Here is a 24,402-nt window from a genome sequence, read left to right on the forward strand (position 1 = left end):
CGACTGAACGGGAGTGGAAATGCATCTGGTGATATTCAGTGGGTCCGTGTTCGGCACGGCTGATGAAGTGGCGGACGTGGCAGCCGAAAGATGCCGTGCGGCCGGGCTGCAGGTGACCTATCTCAAGCCGGCCAGCGTGGACGCGCTGCTGGAGGCAAATGCCGATGCCCTTCTGGCGTGCTGCTCGACCACCGGCATGGGCGAGCTACCGGCGAACGTTCAGGACTTCTTTTACGAACTGGAGTCCCGCTTCCCGCTGCTGACCGACAAGCCCTTTGGCGTGATCGCGCTGGGTGATGCCGGTTATGGCGACACCTTCTGTCAGGGCGGCGAACAGCTGCGCGAGCTGCTGCTGGAGCTGCAGGGCCGGGAGCTGGTGCCCATGCTGCGGCTGGATGCGGCCGAAACCGTGACCCCCGAGCAGGACGCCGAGCCCTGGATCGACGACTTCATTGCGCGGTTGAAGTCCCTGTAGCCACCCGGGTCAGGGCCTCTTCATCGAGAATCACGATCTGACTGTAGTGGGTGCTGACCCAGCCGGCCTGCTCGAACTGCTTGAGCAGCCGGTTGATGCTCTGCCTTGAGCTGTTCAGCATCAGACCCAGGGTCTCCTGGGAAAGCTGGATCGACATCCGCTCGCCGGCCGGCCCGAGTTCGCCGTAGTACTGCGCGTGCATCAGCAGGCGCTTGGCCAGGCGCGCCGGCAGCGGCAGCAGCGCGCTGTCTTCGAGCATGTTGAAGGACTGGCGCAGGCGCTTGCAGAGCAGCTGCATGAAGTGCGGGTAGAGTTCCGGCCGACGTTCCAGCAGCTGGTGGAAGTCCCTGCGCGGGATGATCAGCAACTCGGTGCTGCCCATGGCGTGGGCGTCGTGGGTGCGCGGCAGGCCGTCGAACAGGGAGATCTCGCCGAACCACTGTCCCGGCGCCAGCACCGTGAGCAGCGCTTCGCGGCCATCGGCGCCGGTATTGCTGATGCGTATGGCCCCCTTGCTCACGCCATAGAGCCCATCCGGCAGATCGCCCTGGGCATGCAGCAGTTGCCCATCATCCAGCCGCCTGAGCCGGGCCATGCCGACCATCTCGCTGATCGCGTCGGCCGGCAGCCCGCTGAACCAGCGATTCTTCTGCAGCAGGGCCATGTGCTGGCTGGCCATGCCGGCGGACACTGTAAGCTGATTGACAGTGCTGGGATCGGTCACGCTCTAGACTCTCATCGCAAAACGGGGTGAAACAGTATGCCGCATCCGGCCGCTGCTGACACCGGACCTGTCGGGATAGGGATGATGCAGATGTTCGAAGGTATAGCACTGGAAGACTGGGCCGCCAGCAGCCGGGAGTTTCTGTTCGGCCGCCATCGCCTGCGCTACTGGGAGGCCGGCGAGGGCGAGCCATTGCTGCTGATTCACGGCTTTCCCTCCGGGGCCTGGGACTGGAACTACCTCTGGCCGGCGCTGACGCAGCGCTACCGGGTCATTGCCTGTGACATGCTGGGCTTCGGCTTTTCCGACAAGCCGCGCGGCCATGCCTACAGCCTGCTGGAACAGGCGGATATACAGCAGGCGCTGCTCGATCACCTCGGAGTGGTGCAGTACCACCTGCTGGCCCACGACTACGGCGACAGCGTAGCGCAGGAGATGCTGGCGCGGGACCCGCAGGGCGAGTCCCTGCGCAGCCTGTGCTTTCTCAATGGCGGCCTGTTCCCCGAGACCCACCGTCCGGTATTGCTGCAGCGGCTGCTGATGAGCCCGATCGGCCCGCTGATCGGGCGGCGCTTCAGTCGCGAGCGTATGGGGCGCACCTTCGGCCGCATCTTCGGGATCAATACCCAGCCCACCGAGCAGGAGCTGGACGCCTTCTGGGCCATGATGATCACCAACAACGGCCCGGCGGTAATGCACCGGCTGATCCGCTACATGGCCGAACGGCCGGTGCACCGTGACCGCTGGGTGGCGGCGATGCAGCAGACGGTGGTGCCGCTGCGGGTGATCGATGGTGCGGAAGATCCCATATCGGGTATGCACATGGTCGAACGCTATCGTGAACTCATACCCGAGGCCGATACCGTCCTGCTACGGGGTATCGGCCATTATCCGCAGGTCGAGGCACCGGAGCTGGTGCTTGAGCATTATCTGGCGTTCCGTAATCGGGTGGGCTGATCAGGCCTGCTCGTCGCGCAGAAAGACCAGCTTGTCGGCGCTGGAGCTGTTCTTGTCGAAGTAGTAACCCTCCAGGTTGAAGTCCTTCAGCGCGTCGGGATCGGTCAGCCGCTCCTTGATGACATAGCGTGCCATCAGGCCGCGGGCCTTCTTGGCATGGAAGCTGATGATCTTGTACTGACCGTTCTTCTGGTCCTTGAACACCGTTTCGATCAGCCGACCCTTGAGTTGCCTGGGCTTGACCGCACCGAAGTATTCCTGGGAGGCCAGGTTCAGCAGAATGCCGTTGCCCTGTTCGGCCAGCTCCTCGTTGAGCCAGTTGGTAATGTGGTCGCCCCAGAAAGTATAGAGGTCCTTGCCCCTCGGGTTGGCCAGCTTGGTGCCCATTTCCAGCCGGTAGGGCTGCATCAGATCCAGCGGACGGAGGATGCCGTACAGGCCGGACAGCATGCGCAGGTGCTGCTGGGCGAAGTCGAAGTCCTCCTCGCTGAAGTCTTCGGCGTTGAGGCCGGTGTAGACATCACCCTTGAACGCCAGCAGCGCCTGCTTGCTGTTGTCGGTGGTGAACGTCTCGCTCCAGCTGCCGAAGCGGGCCACGTTGAGTGCTGCCAGCTTGTCGGAGATGGACATCAGCTTGCCGATTTCCTGGGGTGACTTGTCCCGCAGAATCTCGATCAGCTCCCGGCTGTGTTCCACATGGCGCGGCAGGGTGTGGCGCTCGGTTACCGGTGCGGTTTCATAGTCCAGGGTCTTGGCGGGGGATATCACCATCAGCATGGCACAGGCTCCTTTGATTCGATGCCCGATATTATGCCGCATGTGGCGCGGGATGGCTTGTGATGGGGGTGATTGAGCGGGTCAATGGGCGCCGTGCCGGCCCCGATCGCCCCGGGGTCGGGGCCCTACGGGTGGGGTGTGCAGGGTTTGGAGGTGGGGGTATCGCCCCGGGGTCGGGGCTCCTACGGGTGGGGGTGTGCAGGGGTTGGTGGTGGGGCATCGCCCGAGGTCGGGGCTCCTACAGGTGGATGCATGGTTTCTGTAGGAGCCCCGACCTCGGGGCGATTGGCGTGCGCAGCGCGCCCAGGCCGCTTGCTGCTTTGCCGGCAAACGCTCCCTACAAATGCATCTCCGCATACTCCGCCAGAATCGACCGCGGCACCCCCTGCAGATGGATATGCACCCCATGGGGGAAGTCCTTGAAACACTCGGTCAGATAGGTCAGCCCTGAACTGGTGGCATTGAGGTAGGGCGTATCGATCTGCGCCAGGTTGCCCAGACAGACCACCTTCGACCCGCTGCCGGCGCGGGTGATGATGGTCTTGATCTGATGCGGGGTGAGGTTCTGGCTCTCGTCGATCAGGATGAAGCTCTGCTGGAAGCTGCGCCCTCGGATGTAGTTCAGCGACTTGAACTGCAGCGGCACCCGGTCGAGGATGTATTCCACACTGCCATGGGTGCACTCGTCGTCCATGTGCAGCGCCTCCAGGTTGTCGGTGATCGCCCCGAGCCAGGGCTCCATCTTCTCCTTTTCGGTACCGGGCAGGAAGCCGATATCTTCGTCCAGCCCCTGGGTGCTGCGGGTGGCGATGATGCGCCGGTAGGTCTTGCTGACCATGGTCTGCTCGATGGCCGCGGCCAGCGCGAGAATGGTCTTGCCCGAGCCGGCCGCGCCGGTGAGATTGACCAGGTGGATGTCCGGATCCAGCAGCGCGTGCATGGCCAGCGCCTGGAAGATGTCACGCGGGCGCAGTCCCCAGGCCTCCTGATGCAGCAGCGGCTCCCGGTGCATGTCCAGCACCTTGATATGGCGGCCGTCCACTGCCTTGATCTGTCCGACGAAACCCTGTTCGTCGAGGATGAAATCGTTGATATGCAGCGATGGAAGGTTGTCGCTCAACTGCACGTCATGGACGGTCTTGCCGGTCAGCTGGCTGGTCTCCACCTTCTCGGCACGGTCCCAGAACGACCCTTCGATTTCGTGGTAACCGCGGGCGAGCAGGCTGATGTCGTCCAGCAGCTGATCGGTATGGTAGTCCTCCGCATCGATGCCGCACGCCCGTGCCTTGAGACGCATGTTGATGTCCTTGGACACCAGCACGATGCGGTCATCCGGATGGCGCATCTGCAGCTGACACAGCTGGTTGATGATCCGGTTGTCGTTCAGGTCGTTGGGCAGACAGTGGGCGGGTAGCGGGGCCTTGTCCATGAGGATGGCGAGGGTGCCATTGGGGCCGAGCTTGCCGCGCAGGATGGGTACGCCGGATTCGACCAGTTCCGGTGGGGCGTCGGCGAGGGTGTGGTCGATCAGGCGGATGGCCTGACGGCAGTCGGCGGCGGTACTGGTCTTGCCGGATTTGAGCTTGTCGAGTTCTTCGAGGACGGTCATCGGGATGATGACGTGGTGTTCTTCAAAATTGAGCAGGGCGTTGGGATCGTGAATCAGGACGTTGGTATCAAGAACGTAGAAGGTGTGTCGGGTCGCTCCGCACGCTTCCATGGGCTGTACCTCGCAATGGCCATATGCACGACTGCAGCTGGCGCGGACCTGCGCCTGGCAGTCTGCGGGGCCGACTCACATTGCCTGACGGTATCAAAGGATCACTGACAGGCATCGGTCGGTTGCTTGATGTATAGCGCAAAGAATGTGACAGCTTCAAGCGCGCTGTGCGATTTCTCAGACATTTTCCGCCCGCGCGCCATGGAGGGCCGAGTTCCACCTCGGCCGACGAGGTCTCCGACTGCCCTTGTGTCGAGATGGAACTCGACACTCCCACCCCTGGAAGGCCGAGTTCCATCTCGGCCAGCGGTGTCTCGGACTGCACCTGTGTCGAGCTGGAACTCGAGACTCCAAGCCCTGGGAGGCCGAGTTCCACCTCGGCCAGCGGTGTCTCGGACTACACCTGTGTCGAGATGGAACTCGACACTCCCAGCCATGGAGGGCCGAGTTCCACCTCGGCCAGCGGTGTTTCCGACTGCACCTGTGTCGAGATGGAACTCGACACTCCCATGAGAACGGAGTTGCCGGGCACTCAGCGGCGCGGGCGGCGGCCGTCCCGGCGATCACCGGAGCGCTTGCGCTTGGCTGCCGCGGCTGCTGCCTGCTCGGCTTCCATGGCGTCGCCGGCGGCCTTCTCCTCGGCACTGCGCTGACGCTTGGGCACCGCGCGCAGGTACTCCTCCTCCGGCGGAATGCACTCGAGCTTGGCGCCCAGCAGCTCCTCGATCGGCGGCAGCTGGAAGGCATCGTCCTCGCCGGCAAAGCTGATCGAGGTGCCCTTGGCACCGGCACGGCCGGTACGGCCGATGCGGTGCACGTAATCCTCCGGGTCATCCGGCAGCGTATAGTTGATCACGTGGCTGATGCCATCGATATGGATGCCGCGTCCGGCCACATCGGTGGCGACCAGCACCCGCAGCTTGCCTTCGCGGAAGTTCTCCAGGGTGCGTACCCGCTTGTTCTGCGGCACGTCACCGGACAGCTGGGCGGCGTCGATGCCGTCGCGCATCAGGCGTTCCTGGATGCGGCGCACCTCGTCCTTGCGGTTGGCAAACACCATGACCCGGTCCAGCTCCAGCTGGGTGACCAGGTTGTACAGCAGCTTGTACTTGTCGCTGCTGCTGACCGCATAGACCTTCTGGGTGATATTTTCCGAGGCCGGGCGCTCTGGCTCGATCTCGACGATGGCGGGCTCGACGGTCCACTGCCGGGCCAGGTTCATCACATCATCACTGAAGGTGGCGGAGAACAGCAGGGTCTGGCGGTCGCCCTTGCGCGGGGTCTGGCGGATGATCTGGCGGACCTGGGGGATGAAGCCCATGTCCAGCATGCGGTCCGCCTCGTCGAGGATCAGCACCTCGACCAGATCCAGGTGCACCTCGCCGCGGTTGCAGAAATCCAGCAGCCGGCCCGGCGTGGCCACCAGGATGTCGCAGTACTTGCGCTCCAGCTGTTTGAGCTGCTTGTCGTAATCCATGCCGCCAACAAAACCCATGACGTTCAGGCCGGTATGGCGGGTCAGGCCTTCGGCGTCGCTGGCGATCTGCATCACCAATTCCCGGGTCGGCGCGATGATCAATGCGCGGGGCTCGCCCATGAAACGCTCGTCCGGCGGCGGGGTTTCCAGCAGCTGGGTGATGGTCGAGATCAGGAAAGCAGCGGTCTTGCCCGTTCCGGTCTGGGCTCGCCCGATGGCGTCGTGACCCAGCAGGGTGCTGCCCAGTACCTGCGCCTGGATCGGCGTGCAGTAACTGAAGCCGGCGTCCTGAATACCGCGCATCAGACTGTCCGGCAGCGGGAAGTCGTGGAACCGGGTCTTGCCCTCGGCGGGCTCGACGACGAAATCGTCAATGCTCCAGGGCTTGGCCGGCGGCTTGGGCGCGCGGGGTTTGCGCTCGCGTCGTGGGCGGGGTTCCTTGCGGTTCTGCGGGCCGTGCGAGGTCTGCTCTTCACGGAGCTGACGGGGCGCCTCGGCGGGCGCCGGAGCGGCGACGGCAGCGGGGGCAACCGGGGCGGCTGCCGGCTCGATATGGGTCTCGTGATGAGGAGCCGGCGTCTTGCCCGGTTTGAACAATTTTTTCAGTGCCTTGAGCACAATAGTCTCTCGATGTGATATGGGATCCACCGAGCAGTGTAAAGCAACCCAACCGGTTAGCGAAGACCCAGCCTGTCGGCCAGCCAGCTGCGGATATCGGCAATCTCCTGCGGGCAGACCTCATGGGCCATCGGGTAGGCATGCCAGCGGGTGTGGTGCCCCGCCGCCTGCAGCAGGTCCTGGGCATGGCGGCCCAGGGCCGGCTGAAGAATGTCGTCGTAGTCGCCATGGGCGAAGAACACGTCAAGCTTCGGCCCCTGATGAGCGGCCAGCGCCCGCTCCAGGGTCGGACCGTAGGTGGAAAGCGACATCACACCGGCCAGCGGCAGCTCGCTGTCGATGGCGGCGCGCATGACGATGGCGCCACCCTGGGAGAAGCCTGCGAGCACGATGCGTTCGGGCTGGATGCCCTCGGCCATCTGCTGCTCGACCAGGCCGCGGACCATGGCCACCGACTCGTCCAGCTGCTCCTCGTTCATCACCCGCTGGGGGCTGATTGCCAGGATGTCGAACCAGCTCGGCATCGGAAAGCCGCCGTTGATGGTGACCGGCCGGGTGGGCGCCTGGGGGAAAATGAAGCGGACACCGTGGTCCGCGCTCAGCTCCAGTGCTCTGACCACCGGGACGAAGTCGTAACGGTCGGCACCCAGGCCGTGCAGCCAGATGACGCAGGCGTCAGCGGTGCCGGGGGATTCGATGATCAGGGGTTCGGTGGACATTATCAGGCCTCATGCTCGGGACATGTATTTTCCGGTTTCGGTGTTGATGCGCAGCACCTCACCGGTTTCCAGGTATTCGGGGATCTGGACTTCCAGACCGGTGGCAAAACGGGCGGTCTTGGTGCGGGCGCTGGCGGAAGAGCCCTTGATCGCCGGGGGCGTTTCGGCAATCGGCATTTCCACCACGGGAGGCAGCTCCACGCCAATCAGGTTGCCTTCCACTACCAGACCATACAGGCCCTGGATGCCGTCGTACAGGTAGGGGATCTGTTCTTCCAGCGCGCTGGCTGTCAGGGTGAACTGGGAGTAGTCCTCGTTATCCATGAAGGTGTAGCCGTCGGCGTCCTGATACAGGAACTGGATGGCGCGCTTCTGGAAGTCGATGGTGGCCAGCATGTCGTCACCGGTCAGGCTCTGCTCCAGCTTCTGGCCGCTCTGCACGTGGTTGAAGCGCACCTTGTACAGCGTGGTGCCGCTGCGCGAGGACGGACTCTTCACATCGATCTGCGACACGATGTAGGGCTGGTTGTTGATCTGGACGATCTGGCCTTTTTTCAGTTCGGCGGCTTTGGGCATGGCGCTGGCTCGGTAAGGGCTGAAAGGGGCGTTATTGTGCTTTTTCACCCTCTGGCGGCGCAAGTGGCGCGTTGCTCTCTGAATGGCTGCTAATGAGCTGTTGCTGCCCGTTGCTGTTGATCAGGTTGACGTCCATCTGGCGGGCGGCAATCTCGATGCCGTGTTCGGCGAACAGCCGGTCGATCTCGCGGTTGGTTTCATCGATCGCCGGGTTGCGGTCGGCAAGCTGGCGCACGTGCATGCGCAGCTCGTGCTCCAGGCGGTGATCGTTGTAGGCGAGGAAGAAGACAAGCGGCTCGGGATCGTCCAGCACCCGGGGATTGTTCTCGGCGATCTGCAGCAGCAGCTTGCGCACCAGCTCCACATCCGAGCCGTTGGCCACCGCCACCTTGACCGTGACCCGGGTCACGGTATCGGACAGTGACCAGTTGATCAGGTGCTCGGTGACGAAGGTCTTGTTGGGGACAATGATTTCCTTGCGGTCGAAGTCGGTGATGGTGGTGGCGCGGATGCGGATGCGGTTGACCGTCCCCGAGAGGTTGCCGATGGTCACCACGTCGCCGATGCGTACCGGCCGCTCGAACAGGATGATCAGACCGGACACGAAGTTGGCGAAGATTTCCTGCAGACCGAAGCCCAGCCCCACACCCAGCGCTGCCACCAGCCACTGCAGCTTGTTCCAGCTGACTCCCAGGCTGGCCAGAAAGCCGATGATGCCGATGCTGACAATGACATAGCTGAGCAGGGTAGTGATGGCATAGCTGCTGCCCTGGCGCAGACTCATGCGCGACAGCACCAGTATTTCCAGCAGCCCAGGCAGGTTGCGCGCCAGGGTGACGGTCAACACCACGATGATCAGGGCGCTGACCAGATCACCGGCGCTGAGCGGTTTCATCAGCGGGTTATCGGCGGTGCCGCTGTTGTATTCCCACAGCGTAATGGACTCAAGATAGGAGGCCGCGCTGATCAGGTCCGACCACACCAGGTACACCAGCACGCTGAACAGGATCAGCAGTGCCAGCCGGCCCAGACGCAGGGACTGCTGGTTGATCTGCTCAAGCCTGAGCTCGGGTATTTCCAGCGGAGCGTCGCTCTGCGTGCCGTTGGCCTCTTCGGTCTGACGCTTGTTGATCGCACGCTGATAGGCCAGGTGCCGGCCGGCCACCCGGAGGTTGCGTACCACTATGCCCTGCAACAGCATCCAGGCGGTGATCAGGTACAGCGTATCTATCATCCGGTCTGCCAGGCGGATCGAGGTGTAGTGGTAGCCGAGGATGGTCATCCCGGCCAGTACCAGCGGCGTCAGACACAGCGCCAGCATGGCGCCGACATGAAACACCCGGGAATTGTTCAGCGGCTCGCTGCGCTGCATGAAGCGGCCCACCAGCAGGCTGAACAGGCACAGCGTGGTGATCATCACCAGCCGGCCGATCACGTCCTTGTCCAGATGTTCCGGGTTGGTGGTGCCCAGGCTGATGATCAGCACCATCGGCAGCAGCACCCAGGCCAGCTGGCGGATCAGTCGGCGCAGGCGGGCGACCTTGGCCTCCGGCCAGCGGAAATGCCGGCGGGTGATGCCCTGCGGGTCGAACAGCCGATACAGCAGATGCAGCACGAACCAGCCGACCGACAGGTGCGAGAGTGCCCGGCCGAGGGTCGGCATGGCCGGCGTTTCGCCGTAGCTCAGGCCAACTCCCGCGCCGCCCAGCAGAACCGGGATCGGCAACACCCAGACGGCGGTCAGCAACAGTGCACGGGGCGTGGTGCGCTGGTTATCGAGACGGTAATGGCCGACCTCGTCGTGCAGCTGGTGCAGCCGCGCGGCCAGGCGCTTGCGCAGCAGCAGGGGGATGGCTGCCAGCGCCAGGAGCAGGACCAGCCAGCCGGCATTGGAGGCCAGCGTCGACAGCAGTCGCCGAGTCTGTTCCAGGGGTTGCAGGTCGTGAATCTGAGACACCAGCTGGGCAGGCAGGCTGGTGATCCAGCTGCGGTTTATCGGCGGGTTGCTGGCGACCCAGAAAAGCTGGTCGTCGATGGTCTGGCGCAGCTTGGTGCTCAGCTGCTGCAGCTGATCCTGATTGATCTGCAGGGCGACCGCTTCGCCCAGCAGCGTATTGATATGGCTGCTGAGCTGGTCCACCAGAATCGCCCGGCTGCGGATCAGTTGCTGCAGGTCGTCGCGCAGCGGCTCGCGTTGCTCCTCCGGCAACTGGTTGAGCAGGCGGTTGAGGTAGGCCTCCTGGTTGCGCAGCTGTTCGCGCAACTGATTGATCTCGAACTGGCGCAGGCGCATGTCGGCCACCGACTCGGTCAACGATCGGTCAATCCGCACCGAAGGCAGGGCCAGCCGCTCCTGATGCAGGATGCGCGACAGCAGCAGGCTGCCCTCCAGCACGCTTATCTGCTGGTCGAGGGCGCTTTCCAGCTGGGTAAGGTGGTCCAGCTGCTGTGTTGTCTGGATGTTGCGCCGGGACAGAGTGCTGATCTGATTGGAAGAGGACAGCAGCTCCTCACTGATGCGCTGGTTAATCAGGCTCTGCCTGTGCAGCAGCTGGTGATTGCTGATTTCGGTGGATTCGGCAGTGGTGTCGCTGATCACCTGCTCGGACAGGCTGCGGCGTTTCTCGTCGATGACGTCCTGGAGGATGTTGATTTCCTCCTCGATCCTGGCCAGTTCCGCCAGCAGCAGGCGCCGCCTGGCCTGGGCCAGCTCCAGCAGGGTATTGTTGGCCGAGAGCTGCTGGCGCAGCAGCGAGTTGGCCAGTTCCAGTTGCGACAGTTCAGCCTGAATGGCCCGCTCCCGGGCCCGGTTCAGCTCGCTGCCGGGCTGGCGCTGCAGCTGGCGGAGCTGTTCGTTCAGCTCGTTGGCCCGGGACTGGTTGGCTGAGATACGGCTCTGGGTCTTCTCCGGCCGCGTCTCGGCGGCTATCAGCTCGCTGTTGACCGCAGTCAGCTCGTTCTGCCAGTCGTACATGCGGGCGACCTGTTCGCCGAGTGTGGCATCCAGGGTCTGCATGGTGCCTGCGGCATAGCGCTGGCGCAGGCGTTCTTCGCTGACCGGCTGCAGCGAGTCCAGCTGCTGATTCAGGCGGCGCACCTCCTCGGGTGCCTGGTCCAGCCGCGCCTGGAGGTCGGCCTGTTGCTCACGCAGGGATTCGGTCTGCTGCAAGGCGGTGAGGGTTTTCTGCCAGGCTTCCTGGAACTGCTGCTGTTCGGCGGCGGAACGGCCGCTGTCGGGCAGGGCGGCAATGTCGGCCTGCAGCTGCTCGATCGGGCTGAGCGCTTCGGCCTCGTCCTGGGCGTGGGCGGCCGGGATGAACAGCACCTGGCAGGTGATCAGCAGGTACAGGAAAAAGGGCAGGCGTGACATGAGACAACAATCCGTAAGGAGCGGATTGCTAGGTTAGTCCTGAGGGCGGGGGAAAGGAAGATGGGAGGCGGGTGGGCGCCCCCTCTCCCCAACCCTCTCCCACGAGGGGAGGGGAGTAATGCGAGCACGTTTGCTTGATCAATGTCTCAACTGCGCCGCGTTGTCTACTGAACTCGGAGTACCCGGCGCGAGACACCCCTCGCCCCTTGCCGGAGAGGGCCGGGGGAGAGGGGGAAGGCTGGCTCCTCAGAACCAGCTGTCCTGCATCTCCATGCAGGTCTGGTCCTTGGCATCCAGCAGGTTCAGCTCGTGGTGACATGCCGGCACTTCCCAGGTCAGGAAGTAGCGCGCGGCCTGCAGCTTGCCGCGGTAGAAGTCCCCGTCGGCGCTGTTACCACGGGCCAGGCCTTCCTCGGCGCGGATGGCCTGCTCCAGCCAGCGCCAGCCGATCACCGCATGACCGAACACGCGCATGTACAGCGCGGAGTTGGCCAGGGTCTCGTTGACCTTGCCGGCGCCCAGATCGCCCAGCAGGGCCTGGGTGGTGGTCTGCAGGCGGTTCAGCAGCTGTTCCAGCGGCAGGCGCAGCTCTTCCAGCGACGGGTGGGCTGCGGCGCGCTCGATGCAGCTGCGCATCAGGCCGGTCAGCTGGCGCAGGCCTGCGCCCTTGTTCTGGGTCAGCTTGCGGGCCAGCAGATCCAGCGACTGGATGCCGTGGGTGCCTTCGTGGATCGGGTTCAGCCGGTTGTCGCGATAGTACTGCTCGACCGGATATTCCCGGGTGTAGCCGTGGCCGCCGAGAATCTGGATCGCCAGTTCGTTGGCCTTCAGACAGAACTCCGACGGCCAGGACTTGACGATGGGGGTCAGCAGATCGAGCAGTTCATGGGCCAGCTGGCGTTGCTCATCGCTGGTGCCGGTCTTGCCGTCATCGACCAGGCGGGCGCAGAACAGACCGAGGTCGAAGGCACCTTCCACATAGGCTTTCTGAGTCAGCAACATGCGGCGCACGTCGGAGTGTTCAATGATCGGGACCTGCGGGCTGGTCGGGTCCTTGCCATCCGGGTGACGGCCCTGCGGGCGCTCGCGGGCATAGTTCAGCGAGTACAGGTAACCGGCGTAGCCGAGCATGATCGCGCCCATGCCGACACCGATGCGCGCCTCGTTCATCATCTGGAACATGTAGCTCAGCCCCTTGTGCGGCTCGCCCACCAGGTAGCCGACGCAGTTGCCGTTGTCGCCGAAGTTCAGTGCAGTGGAGGTGGTGCCGCGCCAGCCCATCTTGTGGAACAGGCCGGCCAGGACCACGTCGTTGCGCTCGCCCAGGCTGCCGTCATCGTTGACCAGGAACTTGGGCACGATGAACAGGGAAATGCCCTTCACCCCGGGCGGCGCATCGGGCAGCTTGGCCAGGACCATGTGCACGATGTTTTCCGACAGGTCGTGATCGCCGCCGGAGATGAAGATCTTGTTGCCCTTGATGCGGTAGGTGCCGTCACCGGCCGGCTCGGCGCGGGTGCGCAGGTCGGACAGGGAGGAGCCGGCATGGGGCTCGGTCAGCGCCATGGTGCCGAAGAAGCGGCCTTCGATCATCGGTTCGAAGAAGCGCTTCTTCTGATCCTCGGTGCCGAAGGTGCCGATCAGGTTGCTGGCGCCCATGGTGAGCATCGGGTAGGACGAGGTGGCGATGTTGGCCGACTGGAAGTGCGCAAAGCAGGCGCGGGCCAGCAGGTTCGGCAGCTGCATGCCGCCCTGCTCGAAGCTGCGCCCGGCGTTCTGGAAGCCGGCCTCGATAAAGGCGTCGACAGCCGGCTTGACGTCGGGAATCAGCACCGCGCTGCCATTGACGTATTCCGGTTCGTTCTCGTCGCTCTTGCGGTTGTGCGGGGCGAAGTATTTCTCCGCCAGCTGGCGGGCAGTGTCCAGGGCGGCATCGAAGGTCTCGCGGTTGTGGTCGGCGAAACGCTCGCGCTGGGTCAGTTCTTCGGCGTTGAGCACTTCATACAGCTCGAAGGCCAGGTTGCGTGAGTCGAGCAGGGTATCGGTCATGTTTGCATCCCGGGTAGATAAAACGATGGGCCGCAGTGTATGCGGCCCATGCGGTGTCGGGGAACAGCCATTGATGGGATTGATGGGGGCGAATCAGATGCGGAGTATGTCTCAGAACAGCCGCAGCGGTGGTTCATCCAGTGCGGCGCGCTGCTCGCGCAGGGTCAGGATCTGTTCGGCCCAGTAACGCTCGCTGGCGAACCAGGGGAAATGCCTGGGGAACGCCGGGTCATCCCAGCGCCGGGCCAGCCAGGCGCTGTAGTGCATCAGTCGCAGACTGCGCAGGGACTCGATCAGCGGCAGCTGGCGCGGGTCGAAGTCATGGAATTCGTTGTAGCCTTCGGCCAGCTCGGCCAGCTGGGCCTGGCGCTGGTCGCGCTCGCCGGAGAGCATCATCCACAGGTCCTGAATCGCCGGGCCCTGCCGGCAGTCGTCCATATCGACCATGTACAGGCTCTCGTCGCGCCACAGCAGGTTGCCCACGTGCAGGTCACCGTGCAGGCGGATGGTCTGGGGCGGATGTTCGCGATAGATCTCGTCGATCCGGGCCAGCAGGTCATCGGCGACCGAGAAGTAGGCCGCGCGCAGGCTCTGCGGAACGCTGTCGTGCTCACGCAGCCAGGCGATGCTGTCGTGGCCGAAATTCTGCGGGGTCAGGGCCGGTCGGTGAGCGAAGGGCTGCATGGCGCCGACGGCATGCAGACGACCCAGCAGCCGGCCGAGCATCAGCAGGTGGTCGGGGTTGTCGAACTCCGGGGCGCGGCCGCCGAAGCGTTTGAACAGGCTGAAGCGGAACCCGCCGAATTCGAACAGCGTGCGGCCGTCGATCTGCATGGGCGGGATGACGGGGATGTCTCTTTCGGCCAGCTCAAGGGAGAACTGGTGCTCTTCCAGGATGGCCTCGTCGGACCAGCGCTCGGGACGGTAGAACTTCGCGATCAGCGGCTGACCGCCCTCGATGCCGATCTGGTAGACGCGGTTCTCGTAACTGTTCAGCGTCAGGGTGCGGGCGTCGCTGACAAAACCGAGCGACTCGACCGCATCCAGAACGGTATCAGGGGTCAGCAGGGCATAAGGGTGGCTCATTGCTGGCTCCATGCAAGGTAATTGGTGAGAGCTTACAGGGAATCGGCGGAAGCAGGGGAAAAGCCCCTGGAATAGTGCGCAGATTGCGCGTGGTATCGGGATTGCAAGGTGGCGTAAAGGGCGGGCGTGCTTTGCACGCCATCGCCGCGGGGTCGCGGCTCCTACGGGTGGAGGTGGCGCCGGGCGATGATCCATATCCCGAAGAGGTGCCGCGTCCAACATGATCCATGCCGGATGGCAGTTGTATCCGATGGTGAGGCGTACCCGGGTTGGTCCGCGCCTATTGATGACCCACTTCGGGTCTCCGCATCCAATATTGGTTGTCTTCGCATGACGGTCCGTACCACCCAGCCAGCGATTGCGCCGAGCAAAGGTCGGCGCCCAGATGATGATCCTCCGCACCAGACGGTAGGGGCCGCGACCCCGCGGCGATTGGCGGCCGCAGGCCGCCCGGGCTGCGTGCTCAGGGCGTGCGTGCTATGCACCAGATGCTCACGCTGGCCGCGCCGGCTGCCATCAGCGTGCGGCTGGCTTCATTGACCGTGGTGCCGGTAGTGACCACGTCGTCAACCAGAGCTATATGCCGACCTTCCAGCGCTGCCGGGTCACGGCAGATAAAGGCTCCCTGAAGATTGACCCTGCGCTGCTGTGCATCCAGCCCTTGCTGGGCGGTGGTGGCGCGCTGGCGTATCAGGTTGCGTCGATCCAGCGGCACCGCCAGCTGCCGGGCGATGGGGCGGGCCAGTTCAAGGGCCTGATTGTAACCGCGCTGGGCCTGACGGGCGCGGTGCAGTGGCAGCGGAATCACCCGGTCCGGCAGCGCCTGATTGCGCTCCTCGTAATGATGGACGATGGCCTGCAGCATCAGCCTGGCCATGAGCCGGCCATAGGTGAGCTTGTGCTGATACTTGAATGCAGGGATCAGACTGTCCAGCGGGAAGCCATAGCGAAAGGGGGCGATCACCTGGCTGAAGGCGGGTGGATTCTGCTGGCACTGGCCGCAGAGCATGTTCTCCTCCGGCAGCGGCAGAGCGCACTGCCGGCAGGCGCTGCCCAGCCACGGCAGATCATTCAGGCAGGGAGTGCAGATGCATTCCGCGATCCCGGCAGCATTGCCCAGACACAGCAGGCAACGGTTGATCTGGTTAAAAGATAGCCAGTTGTAAACCCGGTTCTGAATCATTGGTTGACAGTCTCCCTGTCCGGATTATCATGCCTTGCATCACCCCTGCAGATACCAAGGATAATTTCACGATGACCGCGCCTGTTACCCGCCACGACTGGACCCAGGCAGAAGTCCTGGCCCTGCTGCGCCAGCCCTTCAATGACCTGCTGTTCCAGGCGCAGACAGTGCACCGCCAGCACTTCGACGCCAACCGCGTGCAGGTATCCACCCTGCTGTCGATCAAGACCGGCGCCTGCCCCGAGGATTGCAAATACTGCCCCCAATCCGGCCACTACAACACCGGCCTGGACAAGGAGAAGCTGCTTGAGGTGCAGAAGGTGCTGGACGAAGCGGCCGCCGCCAAGGCCATCGGCGCGACCCGTTTCTGCATGGGAGCGGCGTGGAAGCATCCTTCCGAGAAGGATATGCCCTATGTGCTGCAGATGGTGCGCGGTGTGCGTGAACTGGGTCTCGAAACCTGCATGACCCTGGGCAAGCTGACGAAGGAGCAGACCGCTGCGCTGGCCGAGGCCGGACTGGACTACTACAACCACAACCTGGATACCTCCCCCGAGTTCTACGGCAACATCATCACCACCCGTACCTACAGCGACCGTCTGCAGACACTCTCCTATGTGCGTGATGCGGGCATGAAGATCTGTTCCGGTGGCATTCTCGGCATGGGTGAATCGCTGGAGGATCGCGCCGGTCTGCTGATTCAGCTGGCTAATCTGCCGGAGCATCCCGAGAGTGTGCCGATCAACATGCTGGTGAAGGTGGCCGGCACGCCGCTGGAGAACGCCGAGGATATCGACCCCTTCGATTTCATTCGCATGCTGGCGGTAGCGCGGATCATGATGCCGACATCCCACGTGCGGCTGTCCGCCGGCCGTGAGCAGATGAACGAGCAAACCCAGGCCCTGGCGTTTCTCGCGGGCGCCAACTCGATTTTCTACGGCGACCGTCTGCTGACCACCGGCAACCCCCAGGCGGAAAAGGACATGCGTCTGTTCGAGCGCCTGGGCATCAAGCCCGAAGAGCGCGAAGAGCACGACGACGAGGTGCACCAGGCGGCCATCGAGCAGGCGCTGATCGAGCAGCGCGACAGCGCGATGTTCACCAACGCCGCAGCGGTCTGATCGCGGGTGGGCTTCGACCTTTCCAGCCGTCTGGCCGCGCGCCGCGCCGCCCATCTCTATCGCCAGCGCCCGCTGCTTGAATCGCCGCAGGATGTGCAGCTGACTGTCGACGGACAGCCACTGCTGGCGTTCTGCAGCAACGACTATCTCGGACTGGCCAACCATCCGCAGGTGGCCGAGGCCATGATCGAGGGGGTGCGCCGCTGGGGCTGCGGCGGGGGCGCTTCGCATCTGGTGGTCGGCCACAGCGGTGCGCATCACCAGCTGGAAGAGGCGCTGGCCGAGCTCACCGGCCGGCCCCGGGCGTTGCTGATGTCCAGCGGCTACATGGCCAACATGGGCGCGATCACCGCGCTGGTCGGGCAGGGCGATACCGTGCTGCAGGACCGCCTCAACCACGCTTCGCTGCTGGATGCCGGGTTGCTCAGCGGGGCGCGTTTTTCCCGCTATCTGCATAACGACCCGCACAGTCTCGAACAGCGTCTGGACAAGGCGTCCGGCAACACCCTGGTGGTGACCGATGGGGTGTTCAGCATGGATGGGGATCTGGCACGGCTGCCGGAACTCTGTGCTACGGCGCGCCGGCATGGCGCCTGGGTCATGGTGGACGATGCCCATGGCTTCGGCTGTCTCGGCCCCAGGGGCGCCGGGCTGGTCGAACATCACGGGCTGGGTCTGGAGGATGTGCCGGTGCTGGTCGGCACCCTCGGCAAGGCCTTCGGTACCGCCGGCGCCTTCATTGCCGGCAGCGAGGAGCTGATCGAAACGCTGATCCAGTTCGCACGGCCCTACATCTATACCACCAGCCAGCCGCCGGCGGTAGCTTGGGCCACCCTGAGGAGTCTGCAGCTGCTGCGTGACGAGGGTTGGCGTCGGGAGCACCTGGCGGCGCTGATCCGCCGGTTCCGTGCCGGGGTCGGCGCTCTGGGCCTGCAGCTGATGGACAGTCCCACGCCCATCCAGCCGCTGATGATCGGCGACAGCGAGCGGGCGCTGCAGCTGTCCGCCGGTCTGCGCCGACGCGGCATCATGATCACGGCGATCCGCCCGCCTACGGTGCCCCAGGGCACGGCGCGGCTGCGTGTTACCCTGTCTGCCTCACACAGCGAGGCGGACGTGGACCGCCTGCTGGAGGCCTTGCAACAAGCCCTTGCCGAACTGCCGGAGAACGATGGATGAAGAATATTACCCTGCTGCCCGGCTGGGCCCTGGCCCCAGAGAGCCTGCAGCCGCTGGGCGATGCCCTGCAGCAGCGCCTGCCCGGGGTAGCGGTGGCCACCCAGCCGCTGCCGGCTATCCAGCTTTCCAGCCTGGAGACCGACCTGAGCAGTCTGGCCCAGCAGCTCAGGCCGGGCGTTCTGGTCGGCTGGTCGCTGGGCGGCATGCTGGCGGTGCAGTTGCACCGCCGCTTTCCCGAACATTTTCCCCGGGTGGTGACCCTGGCCAGCAATGCCTGCTTCGTCGAGCGCAGGGACTGGACCAGTGCCATGGCCACTGACACCTTCAAGCGCTTCTATCAGGATTACCGGGAGCATCCGGAAAAGACCCTGAAGCGCTTCGCCCTGCTGGTCTGTCAGGGCAGTCCGCAGGCCAGACTGCTGTCCCGGTCGCTGGTATGGGACGCACTGACGCCGGAGCAGCGCCAGCACGGCCTGGCGGTCCTCGGCATGCTCGACAACCGGGTGGCACTGCGCAGCCCGGTACAGCCGATGCTGCACTGCCTGGGCGGGCAGGATGCACTGGTGCCAGCCGCCGCCGCGCAGGCTCTGAACGCTTTGCATGGGGCCTCAAGGGTGCGAGTGCACGCACAGGCCAGCCATGCCCTGCCGCTCGAGCAGCCTGATTGGCTGGCTGACGAGATCGACAGCTGGCTGGAGCAGCAGCATGATTGAGTCCGTTCCGGACAAGCGGCTGATTGCCGACTCCTTCAGCCGCGCGGCGAGCACCTATGACCAGGCGGCGGCGTTCCAGCGCACGGTGGGTTCCAACCTGCTGGCCCGTCTGCCCGCCGGGTTTGCACCGTCGGGGATCGTCGATCTGGGTTGCGGCACCGGTCATTTCACCCGGGCGTTGTCCACGCTTTACCGGCAACCGGTGCTCGGCCTGGATCTGGCAGAGGGGATGCTGCGGCACGCCCGCCGGCACAGCCCGGGGCAGGGCGGCTGGGTAGTGGCGGATGCGGAACTGCTGCCGCTGCGCAGCGAGTCCCGGGACCTGATCTTCTCCAGCCTGGCGCTGCAGTGGTGTCCCCAGCTGCCGCTGGCGCTGAAGGAGGCGTTCCGGGTGCTGCGCCCGAGCGGCCTGCTGGCCTTCAACACCTTGCTGGAGGGCAGTCTCCACGAGCTGCGCGATGCCTGGCGGGCAGTGGATGACCACGTACACGTGAACCGCTTCACCCCTGCCGCGGAGCTGGAGTCCATGCTGGCCGGGACCGGTTTCGGCCACTGGCGCTGCGAGCCGGAGACGCATGTGCTGCATTACCCTCAACTCGGCGAGCTGACCCGCGAACTCAGGGCCCTCGGTGCTACCAACCATAACCCCGGACGGCCTGCCGGACTCGGTGGCGCCGCCCGCCTGCGCAGGCTTACCGCCGGCTACGAGCAATTTCGTACCGCTCAGGGGCTGCCGGCCACCTGGCAGGTCGCACAGGTCGTCATGGTCAAGACTGCAGCGGGGGAGCGCTCGTGAAGCACTGCTACTTCATCACCGGCACCGATACCGAGATCGGCAAGACCACCATTGCCGCCGGCCTGCTGCACGCCGCACGGCTGCGCGGGCTGACTACGGCGGCGGTGAAGCCGGTGGCAGCCGGCTGTGAGCGCACCGCCGCCGGCCTGCGCAATGAGGATGCGCTGACCCTGCAGGCCGAATGCTTCCCGCCACTGGACTACGCGCTGCTCAACCCGGTGGCACTGGAGCCGGCGATCGCACCTCATATCGCCGCTACCGAAGCAGGGCTGGCGCTGAACGCCGCTTCGCTGGCCGTCGACTGTCGGAAGGTGCTGACGCGGGGCGCCGACCTGACGCTGGTGGAGGGGGCGGGCGGCTGGCGCGTGCCGCTGAATGGCAGTGAGACCCTGGCGGATCTGGCCAGGGAGCTGGACATGCCGGTGATCATGGTGGTCGGATTGCGTCTCGGTTGTATCAATCATGCCTTGCTCACGGCTGAGGCCATAGCCGCCGACGGCCTCTGCCTGGCCGGCTGGGTGGCCAACCAGGTCGACCCGCATATGGATCGCCAGCAACACAATCTGGATACCCTCAGAGCCTTGATGCCGGCCCCGCTGCTTGGCGTGGTCCCGCGCCTTGCGCCGCTCACCGTCGGCGGCGTGGCAGAGCATCTGAGGCTGGACGGGTTGTTGGGGTGACGGCGGGCTGTCCTTCCGAGTGGTTCTGTGCTTGAATTGGCACATCGCCACTACTCCTGAGAGGGGCATATATGGCTTCCATGGATCTGTTGTCCTCCGGTTTCGATACCATACGTCAGGGCCAGTACCGCGCGAATACCGCCGCAGGGGAAATCGCACGCGCCGGTGCGCCTGCCAATCCCGCTGCGCCTGGCGCCGTTCCGCTGCAGCCCGCCACCGGCCAGCCGGCAGCCACCACCCGAGTCGATACCAACCGCCCCGTGAATCTGGTCGACAGCATGGTCGCGCTGCAACAGGCCCAGCGCGAAGTCGAAGCGGGAGCCGCGGTGATCGACTCTGCTGACGAAATGCTCGGCACGTTGATCGACACCCGCGCCTAGTCCCATTGCGCTCCCGCGCCGGCGGGGGCTTTTCCTCCCCATTCCCTGACGCTCCCGCATCGGATTCATGCTCCCGCGCTGGGGCATCGCACGCGCGATCGTCCAGGGTGTCTTAAGATGAAAGCGTCTGCGCGTTGTTGCCGCCCATCACCGGGGGGCTTGACATGGAGCAGGCTAAAACGTAAGTTTCAAACGCGTGTTTGAATGGGCCCTCCGGCTCGTTGCCGTCCCTATTCCAGATTAAATATTGAGGTCAGTACACATGCCCGATTACAAGGCTCCCTTGCGCGACATTCGTTTCGTACGCGACGAAGTACTGGGTTACGAAGAGCACTATCAAAGCGTGCCGGGTTGCGAAGACGCGACCCCCGATATGGTCAACGCCATCCTTGAAGAGGGCGCCAAGTTCTGTGAGCAGGTCATCGCTCCGCTGAACCGTGTCGGCGATACCGAAGGCTGCACCTGGTCCCCGGAAGGCGTGAAGACCCCGACCGGCTTCAAGGAAGCCTACGAACAGTTTGTGGAAGGTGGCTGGCCGAGCCTGTCGCTGGATCCCGAGTACGGCGGCCAGGGCCTGCCCGACTCCCTGGGGCTGGCCATCAGCGAGATGGTTGGCCAGGCCAACTGGTCCTGGGGCATGTATCCCGGCCTGTCCCATGGTGCCATGAACACCATTGAAGCCCACGGCACAGACGAGCAGAAGCAGGTCTACCTGACCAAGCTGGTATCCGGCCAGTGGACCGGCACCATGTGCCTGACCGAAGCCCACTGCGGCACCGATCTGGGCATGCTGCGCACCAAGGCCGAGCCGGCCGAGGATGGCAGCTACAGGATTTCCGGCACCAAGATCTTCATCTCCTCCGGTGAGCACGACATGGCCGAGAACATCGTCCATATCGTTCTGGCCCGCCTGCCCGATGCGCCGGCCGGCACCAAGGGTATCTCGCTGTTCATCGTGCCCAAGTTCCTGCCCAACGCCGAAGGCGAGCTGGGCGAGCGTAACGGCGTGAACTGTGGCTCCCTGGAGCACAAGATGGGCATCCACGGTAATGCCACTTGCGTGATGAACTTCGACAACGCCACCGGTTTCCTGATCGGGCCCCCGAACAAGGGTCTGAACTGCATGTTCACCTTCATGAACACTGCCCGTCTGGGTACTGCGCTGCAGGGTCTGGCCCACGCGGAAGTCGCCTTCCAGGGCGGCATCCAGTATGCCCGTGACCGCCTGCAGATGCGTGCCCTGAGCGGCCCCAAGGCGCCGGACAAGCCGGCCGATCCGATCATCGTGCACCCCGACGTGCGTCGCATGCTGCTGACCATGAAGGCGTTCGCCGAAGGCAACCGTGCCATGGTGTACTTCGCTGCCAAGCAGGTCGACATCATCAAGCGCAGCCAGGATGAAGAGCAGAAGAAGCTGGCCGATTCGCTGCTGGCCTTCCTGACCCCGATCGCCAAGGCGTTCATGACCGAGGTCGGCTTCGAGGCGGCCAACCACGGCGTGCAGATCTATGGCGGCCACGGCTTCATCTCCGAGTGGGGCATGGAGCAGAACGTGCGGGATGCGCGCATCTCGATGCTGTACGAAGGCACCACCGGCATCCAGGCGCTGGACCTGCTGGGCCGCAAGGTACTGATGACCCAGGGCGCCACCCTGCAGAATTTCACCAAGATCGTGCACAAGTTCATCAAGGCCCAGGAAGGCAACGAAGCCATTCAGGAGTTCGTCGGTCCGCTGGCCACCCTGAACAAGGAATGGGCCGACCTGACCATGAAGATCGGCATGTCCGCTATGAAGGACCGCGAGATGGTCGGTGCCGCATCGGTGGACTATCTGATGTACTCCGGTTACGTCTGCCTGGCGTATTTCTGGGCCGACATGGCTCGCGTCGCGGCCGAGAAGCTCGCGGCCGGCACCAGTGAGGAAGGCTTCTACAAGGCCAAGCTGCAGACTGCGCAGTTCTACTACCAGCGCATCCTGCCGCGCACCCGCGCCCACGTGGAAGCCATGCTGTCCGGTTCCGACAACCTGATGGCCATGGACGAAGAGAACTTCTCGCTGGGCTACTGACAGCCAGCGTCAGGTGATCCATTGAAAGCCGCCCCGGGAGACCGGGGCGGCTTTTTTCATGCGCTGTGAACCACATCCCAATGGCGGGACAAAGGTTTTGCTCCGCTGCCGATTCACCGGGATCATTGTCACCCGGGACTCACCGGTTTTTCAGGATGTGAAAACGGCAATGATCAAGATAGGTATCGGTTCAAGGACGTCTACCGGCGGCGCGGTGATCGAAGGCAATCCGGGTATTCAGTTCGACGGTCTGGTGGCCAGCTCGGTTGGTCACAGGGCGACCTGTCCGAAGTGCAAGAAGGGTGAAGGGCCGATCGTGGCGGTCGGACCACGCACGGTGATGCTGCCCGCAGGGCCCGCCGCCCGCGCCGGTGACTATGTGGCCTGCGGCTGTCCGAGCGGCTCCAATACCCTGCTGGCGGACGGCACCATACATATCGGCAGTCAGGGCAGGGCAGCCGGTGCGGTGATGCTGACCGGCGGCTTGAAGGTGGCCGAACCGAAAAAGACCATAGACCGCATCTACTGGTCGTACAGCGAATCCCGCGCCCCGGTGAACGACACCTCGCGCTTCTATGTGGACCTCAATCTGCACGCCGAGACCACCGGCTACGAGCCAGGTGAAGAGGTGGAAATCCAGCTTGAAGGCCCGATCAATCGGGTGGTCACCGGTACGGTGGAGGAGGACGGCACCGTGTTCATACCCGAGGTATTCAAGAACCGCCGGCTGGAACTGGAGGGAGTGCTCTGATGACGACCCTTGTTGCAACAGCAGGCACTACCTCCGTCCGGCTGACCGTCCGGCGACCTGCCTTCGGTGATCTGTGGGATGCCTACGCCGAAGTGGGCAGGCTGGGAGCCGCCGATGTCTACGAACGTGTCGGCGGCCGGGTGGCCGACCTCTACCGGGAAAACCCCACCGACTACGCCAACGCCTGCGCCCTGCGAATGAGCCGCGGGTTCAACTACGGCGGCTATGCGATACCCAGTGGCACCATCATCCCCGATCGGAACATCTACCGGGTCCGGGGCGGTGACGAGAAGGCCTACATCCTGCGGGTGAACGACCTGATCCAGTACGTGAAGCACAACTGGGGCAATGCCGATCTGACCCTGTCACCGTCAGAAGCGGGCAGGCTCGCGGGGCGCAGGGGACTGATCGTGATGGAAGTGGCCGGCTGGACCGATGCCACCGGGCATGTCACGCTCTGGGACGGAACGCAGAGCGGTGATGGCAGCACCTATCATGATCCGAACAGCAACAACTATGGTGGCAGGGTGTCGCTGACGCGCATTCTCTACTGGGAGCTGAAATGAGACACCTGCTCTTTCTTCTCGCGCTGGCCTCTGCCACGAGCGCCTGCGCCGCGGCATCCGAGGAGGTACTTCAGGCCCGGCAGAAGCTGAGCCATTACGCCCTGGCAACCTGCCTGGCCGAGGCCTACCCGGAAGAGCCCCGCTTCACCGATGATGCGAGGCGCGCCGCCGGCGCCTATCACTTCATGGGACGGGGCGCCCACCGCATTGTGCAGGACGAGGACACCCTCGACGTGGTGCATGACCCCTATGCCACGGTGAAGGAATATATCCTGCAGGCGGTCACCGCTGAGCCGGCGATCATGAAGCAGGGCGGCGCCAATGCCGTTGCCGGTTGCTTGCAGGCGGTGTCAACGGCTGAGTTTCAGGCGCTGGTGCGGGACCAGGACGGTTATATCGCGCTGCAGGACTGATGGC

The 24,402-nt window shown here is 64.2% G+C and carries 22 protein-coding genes; 12 read left to right on the forward strand and 10 right to left on the reverse strand.

Annotated elements, in window-relative coordinates; genetic code table 11:
* Positions 1-19 precede the first annotated feature (19 nt).
* A complete protein-coding gene (locus IEW63_RS00580; RefSeq protein ID WP_188634667.1) occupies positions 20-475 on the forward strand; it encodes a flavodoxin domain-containing protein in 456 nt (151 codons plus the stop codon).
* Here the strand turns inward: IEW63_RS00580 and IEW63_RS00585 are convergent.
* Entirely contained in the window at positions 450-1,199 is a 750-nt protein-coding gene (locus tag IEW63_RS00585) for a Crp/Fnr family transcriptional regulator (RefSeq protein WP_188634668.1), read from the reverse strand. The genes IEW63_RS00580 and IEW63_RS00585 overlap by 26 nt on opposite strands.
* An 84-nt stretch (positions 1,200-1,283) precedes the next feature.
* Between IEW63_RS00585 and IEW63_RS00590 the strand changes: the two genes are divergently transcribed.
* Positions 1,284-2,156, forward strand: a complete 873-nt coding sequence (locus tag IEW63_RS00590; protein ID WP_188634669.1) for an alpha/beta fold hydrolase — start codon at positions 1,284-1,286, stop codon at positions 2,154-2,156.
* Here the strand turns inward: IEW63_RS00590 and yaaA are convergent, their stop codons facing one another.
* The 9 genes from yaaA to IEW63_RS00635 all read right to left on the reverse strand — a co-directional run bounded on the left by yaaA (position 2,157) and on the right by IEW63_RS00635 (position 15,731).
* On the reverse strand, positions 2,157-2,933 hold the full coding sequence (yaaA, locus tag IEW63_RS00595) for a peroxide stress protein YaaA (protein ID WP_188634670.1): 777 nt from the start codon (positions 2,931-2,933) through the stop codon (positions 2,157-2,159).
* A 337-nt stretch (positions 2,934-3,270) separates the two neighbouring features.
* Complete coding sequence (locus IEW63_RS00600) at positions 3,271-4,653, reverse strand: PhoH family protein (RefSeq protein WP_188634671.1); 1,383 nt, start codon at positions 4,651-4,653, stop codon at positions 3,271-3,273.
* Between the two features lie 532 nt (positions 4,654-5,185).
* Complete coding sequence (gene rhlB, locus IEW63_RS00605; RefSeq protein ID WP_188634672.1) at positions 5,186-6,748, reverse strand: ATP-dependent RNA helicase RhlB; 1,563 nt, start codon at positions 6,746-6,748, stop codon at positions 5,186-5,188.
* 56 nt (positions 6,749-6,804) lie between these two features.
* A complete protein-coding gene (locus IEW63_RS00610; protein WP_188634673.1) occupies positions 6,805-7,467 on the reverse strand; it encodes an alpha/beta hydrolase in 663 nt (220 codons plus the stop codon).
* A gap of 9 nt (positions 7,468-7,476) precedes the next feature.
* A complete protein-coding gene (gene efpL, locus IEW63_RS00615) occupies positions 7,477-8,043 on the reverse strand; it encodes an elongation factor P-like protein EfpL (protein ID WP_188634674.1) in 567 nt (188 codons plus the stop codon).
* Between the two features lie 31 nt (positions 8,044-8,074).
* The gene (mscK, locus tag IEW63_RS00620; protein WP_188634675.1) at positions 8,075-11,413 is read right to left on the reverse strand and encodes a mechanosensitive channel MscK; all 3,339 of its coding nucleotides are present in this window, start codon (positions 11,411-11,413) and stop codon (positions 8,075-8,077) included.
* A 246-nt stretch (positions 11,414-11,659) separates the two neighbouring features.
* On the reverse strand, positions 11,660-13,462 hold the full coding sequence (locus tag IEW63_RS00625) for an acyl-CoA dehydrogenase (RefSeq protein WP_188634676.1): 1,803 nt from the start codon (positions 13,460-13,462) through the stop codon (positions 11,660-11,662).
* 111 nt (positions 13,463-13,573) lie between these two features.
* On the reverse strand, positions 13,574-14,548 hold the full coding sequence (locus IEW63_RS00630) for a serine/threonine protein kinase (RefSeq protein WP_188634677.1): 975 nt from the start codon (positions 14,546-14,548) through the stop codon (positions 13,574-13,576).
* Between the two features lie 463 nt (positions 14,549-15,011).
* Complete coding sequence (locus IEW63_RS00635; RefSeq protein ID WP_188634678.1) at positions 15,012-15,731, reverse strand: ComF family protein; 720 nt, start codon at positions 15,729-15,731, stop codon at positions 15,012-15,014.
* A gap of 71 nt (positions 15,732-15,802) precedes the next feature.
* Between IEW63_RS00635 and bioB the strand changes: the two genes are divergently transcribed.
* From bioB to IEW63_RS00685, 10 genes are all read left to right on the forward strand, one after another.
* Entirely contained in the window at positions 15,803-16,852 is a 1,050-nt protein-coding gene (gene bioB, locus IEW63_RS00640; protein WP_188634679.1) for a biotin synthase BioB, read from the forward strand.
* 6 nt (positions 16,853-16,858) lie between these two features.
* The gene (gene bioF / locus IEW63_RS00645) at positions 16,859-18,031 is read left to right on the forward strand and encodes an 8-amino-7-oxononanoate synthase (protein ID WP_188634680.1); all 1,173 of its coding nucleotides are present in this window, start codon (positions 16,859-16,861) and stop codon (positions 18,029-18,031) included.
* Entirely contained in the window at positions 18,028-18,744 is a 717-nt protein-coding gene (locus IEW63_RS00650) for an alpha/beta fold hydrolase (RefSeq protein ID WP_188634681.1), read from the forward strand. The genes bioF and IEW63_RS00650 overlap by 4 nt, the downstream gene beginning before the upstream one ends.
* Positions 18,737-19,540 (forward strand): malonyl-ACP O-methyltransferase BioC, encoded by an 804-nt coding sequence (gene bioC / locus IEW63_RS00655; protein WP_229710239.1) that lies wholly within the window; start codon positions 18,737-18,739, stop codon positions 19,538-19,540. Before IEW63_RS00650 ends, bioC begins: the two co-directional genes overlap by 8 nt.
* Positions 19,537-20,220, forward strand: a complete 684-nt coding sequence (gene bioD / locus IEW63_RS00660) for a dethiobiotin synthase (protein ID WP_188634683.1) — start codon at positions 19,537-19,539, stop codon at positions 20,218-20,220. Before bioC ends, bioD begins: the two co-directional genes overlap by 4 nt.
* 71 nt (positions 20,221-20,291) lie before the next feature.
* Positions 20,292-20,600, forward strand: a complete 309-nt coding sequence (locus IEW63_RS00665) for a flagellar basal body rod C-terminal domain-containing protein (protein ID WP_188634684.1) — start codon at positions 20,292-20,294, stop codon at positions 20,598-20,600.
* Positions 20,601-20,862: 262 nt separating this feature from the next.
* Positions 20,863-22,668, forward strand: a complete 1,806-nt coding sequence (locus IEW63_RS00670; protein ID WP_188634685.1) for a phenylacyl-CoA dehydrogenase — start codon at positions 20,863-20,865, stop codon at positions 22,666-22,668.
* A gap of 169 nt (positions 22,669-22,837) precedes the next feature.
* Complete coding sequence (locus IEW63_RS00675; RefSeq protein ID WP_188634686.1) at positions 22,838-23,419, forward strand: PAAR domain-containing protein; 582 nt, start codon at positions 22,838-22,840, stop codon at positions 23,417-23,419.
* On the forward strand, positions 23,419-23,985 hold the full coding sequence (locus IEW63_RS00680) for a T6SS effector amidase Tae4 family protein (protein WP_188634687.1): 567 nt from the start codon (positions 23,419-23,421) through the stop codon (positions 23,983-23,985). Before IEW63_RS00675 ends, IEW63_RS00680 begins: the two co-directional genes overlap by 1 nt.
* Positions 23,982-24,398 carry a T6SS amidase immunity protein Tai4 family protein gene (locus IEW63_RS00685; RefSeq protein WP_188634688.1) on the forward strand — a complete coding sequence of 139 codons (417 nt, stop codon included), beginning with the start codon at positions 23,982-23,984 and terminating at the stop codon, positions 24,396-24,398. Before IEW63_RS00680 ends, IEW63_RS00685 begins: the two co-directional genes overlap by 4 nt.
* Positions 24,399-24,402 lie beyond the last annotated feature (4 nt).

Origin of the sequence: Halopseudomonas pertucinogena (assembly GCF_014646575.1) — a bacterium.
Classification (GTDB): Bacteria; Pseudomonadota; Gammaproteobacteria; order Pseudomonadales; family Pseudomonadaceae; genus Halopseudomonas; species Halopseudomonas pertucinogena.

Coding starts and splice junctions, on each gene's coding strand:
- IEW63_RS00580 (WP_188634667.1), top strand. CDS start 20: ATGCATCTGGTGATATTCAGTGGGTCCGTGTTCGGCACGGCTGATGAA.
- IEW63_RS00590 (WP_188634669.1), top strand. CDS start 1,284: ATGCAGATGTTCGAAGGTATAGCACTGGAAGACTGGGCCGCCAGCAGC.
- yaaA (WP_188634670.1), bottom strand. CDS start 2,933: ATGCTGATGGTGATATCCCCCGCCAAGACCCTGGACTATGAAACCGCA.
- IEW63_RS00600 (WP_188634671.1), bottom strand. CDS start 4,653: ATGGAAGCGTGCGGAGCGACCCGACACACCTTCTACGTTCTTGATACC.
- IEW63_RS00610 (WP_188634673.1), bottom strand. CDS start 7,467: ATGTCCACCGAACCCCTGATCATCGAATCCCCCGGCACCGCTGACGCC.
- efpL (WP_188634674.1), bottom strand. CDS start 8,043: ATGCCCAAAGCCGCCGAACTGAAAAAAGGCCAGATCGTCCAGATCAAC.
- mscK (WP_188634675.1), bottom strand. CDS start 11,413: ATGTCACGCCTGCCCTTTTTCCTGTACCTGCTGATCACCTGCCAGGTG.
- IEW63_RS00625 (WP_188634676.1), bottom strand. CDS start 13,462: ATGACCGATACCCTGCTCGACTCACGCAACCTGGCCTTCGAGCTGTAT.
- IEW63_RS00630 (WP_188634677.1), bottom strand. CDS start 14,548: ATGAGCCACCCTTATGCCCTGCTGACCCCTGATACCGTTCTGGATGCG.
- IEW63_RS00635 (WP_188634678.1), bottom strand. CDS start 15,731: ATGATTCAGAACCGGGTTTACAACTGGCTATCTTTTAACCAGATCAAC.
- bioB (WP_188634679.1), top strand. CDS start 15,803: ATGACCGCGCCTGTTACCCGCCACGACTGGACCCAGGCAGAAGTCCTG.
- IEW63_RS00650 (WP_188634681.1), top strand. CDS start 18,028: ATGAAGAATATTACCCTGCTGCCCGGCTGGGCCCTGGCCCCAGAGAGC.
- bioC (WP_229710239.1), top strand. CDS start 18,737: ATGATTGAGTCCGTTCCGGACAAGCGGCTGATTGCCGACTCCTTCAGC.
- IEW63_RS00665 (WP_188634684.1), top strand. CDS start 20,292: ATGGCTTCCATGGATCTGTTGTCCTCCGGTTTCGATACCATACGTCAG.
- IEW63_RS00670 (WP_188634685.1), top strand. CDS start 20,863: ATGCCCGATTACAAGGCTCCCTTGCGCGACATTCGTTTCGTACGCGAC.
- IEW63_RS00675 (WP_188634686.1), top strand. CDS start 22,838: ATGATCAAGATAGGTATCGGTTCAAGGACGTCTACCGGCGGCGCGGTG.
- IEW63_RS00680 (WP_188634687.1), top strand. CDS start 23,419: ATGACGACCCTTGTTGCAACAGCAGGCACTACCTCCGTCCGGCTGACC.
- IEW63_RS00685 (WP_188634688.1), top strand. CDS start 23,982: ATGAGACACCTGCTCTTTCTTCTCGCGCTGGCCTCTGCCACGAGCGCC.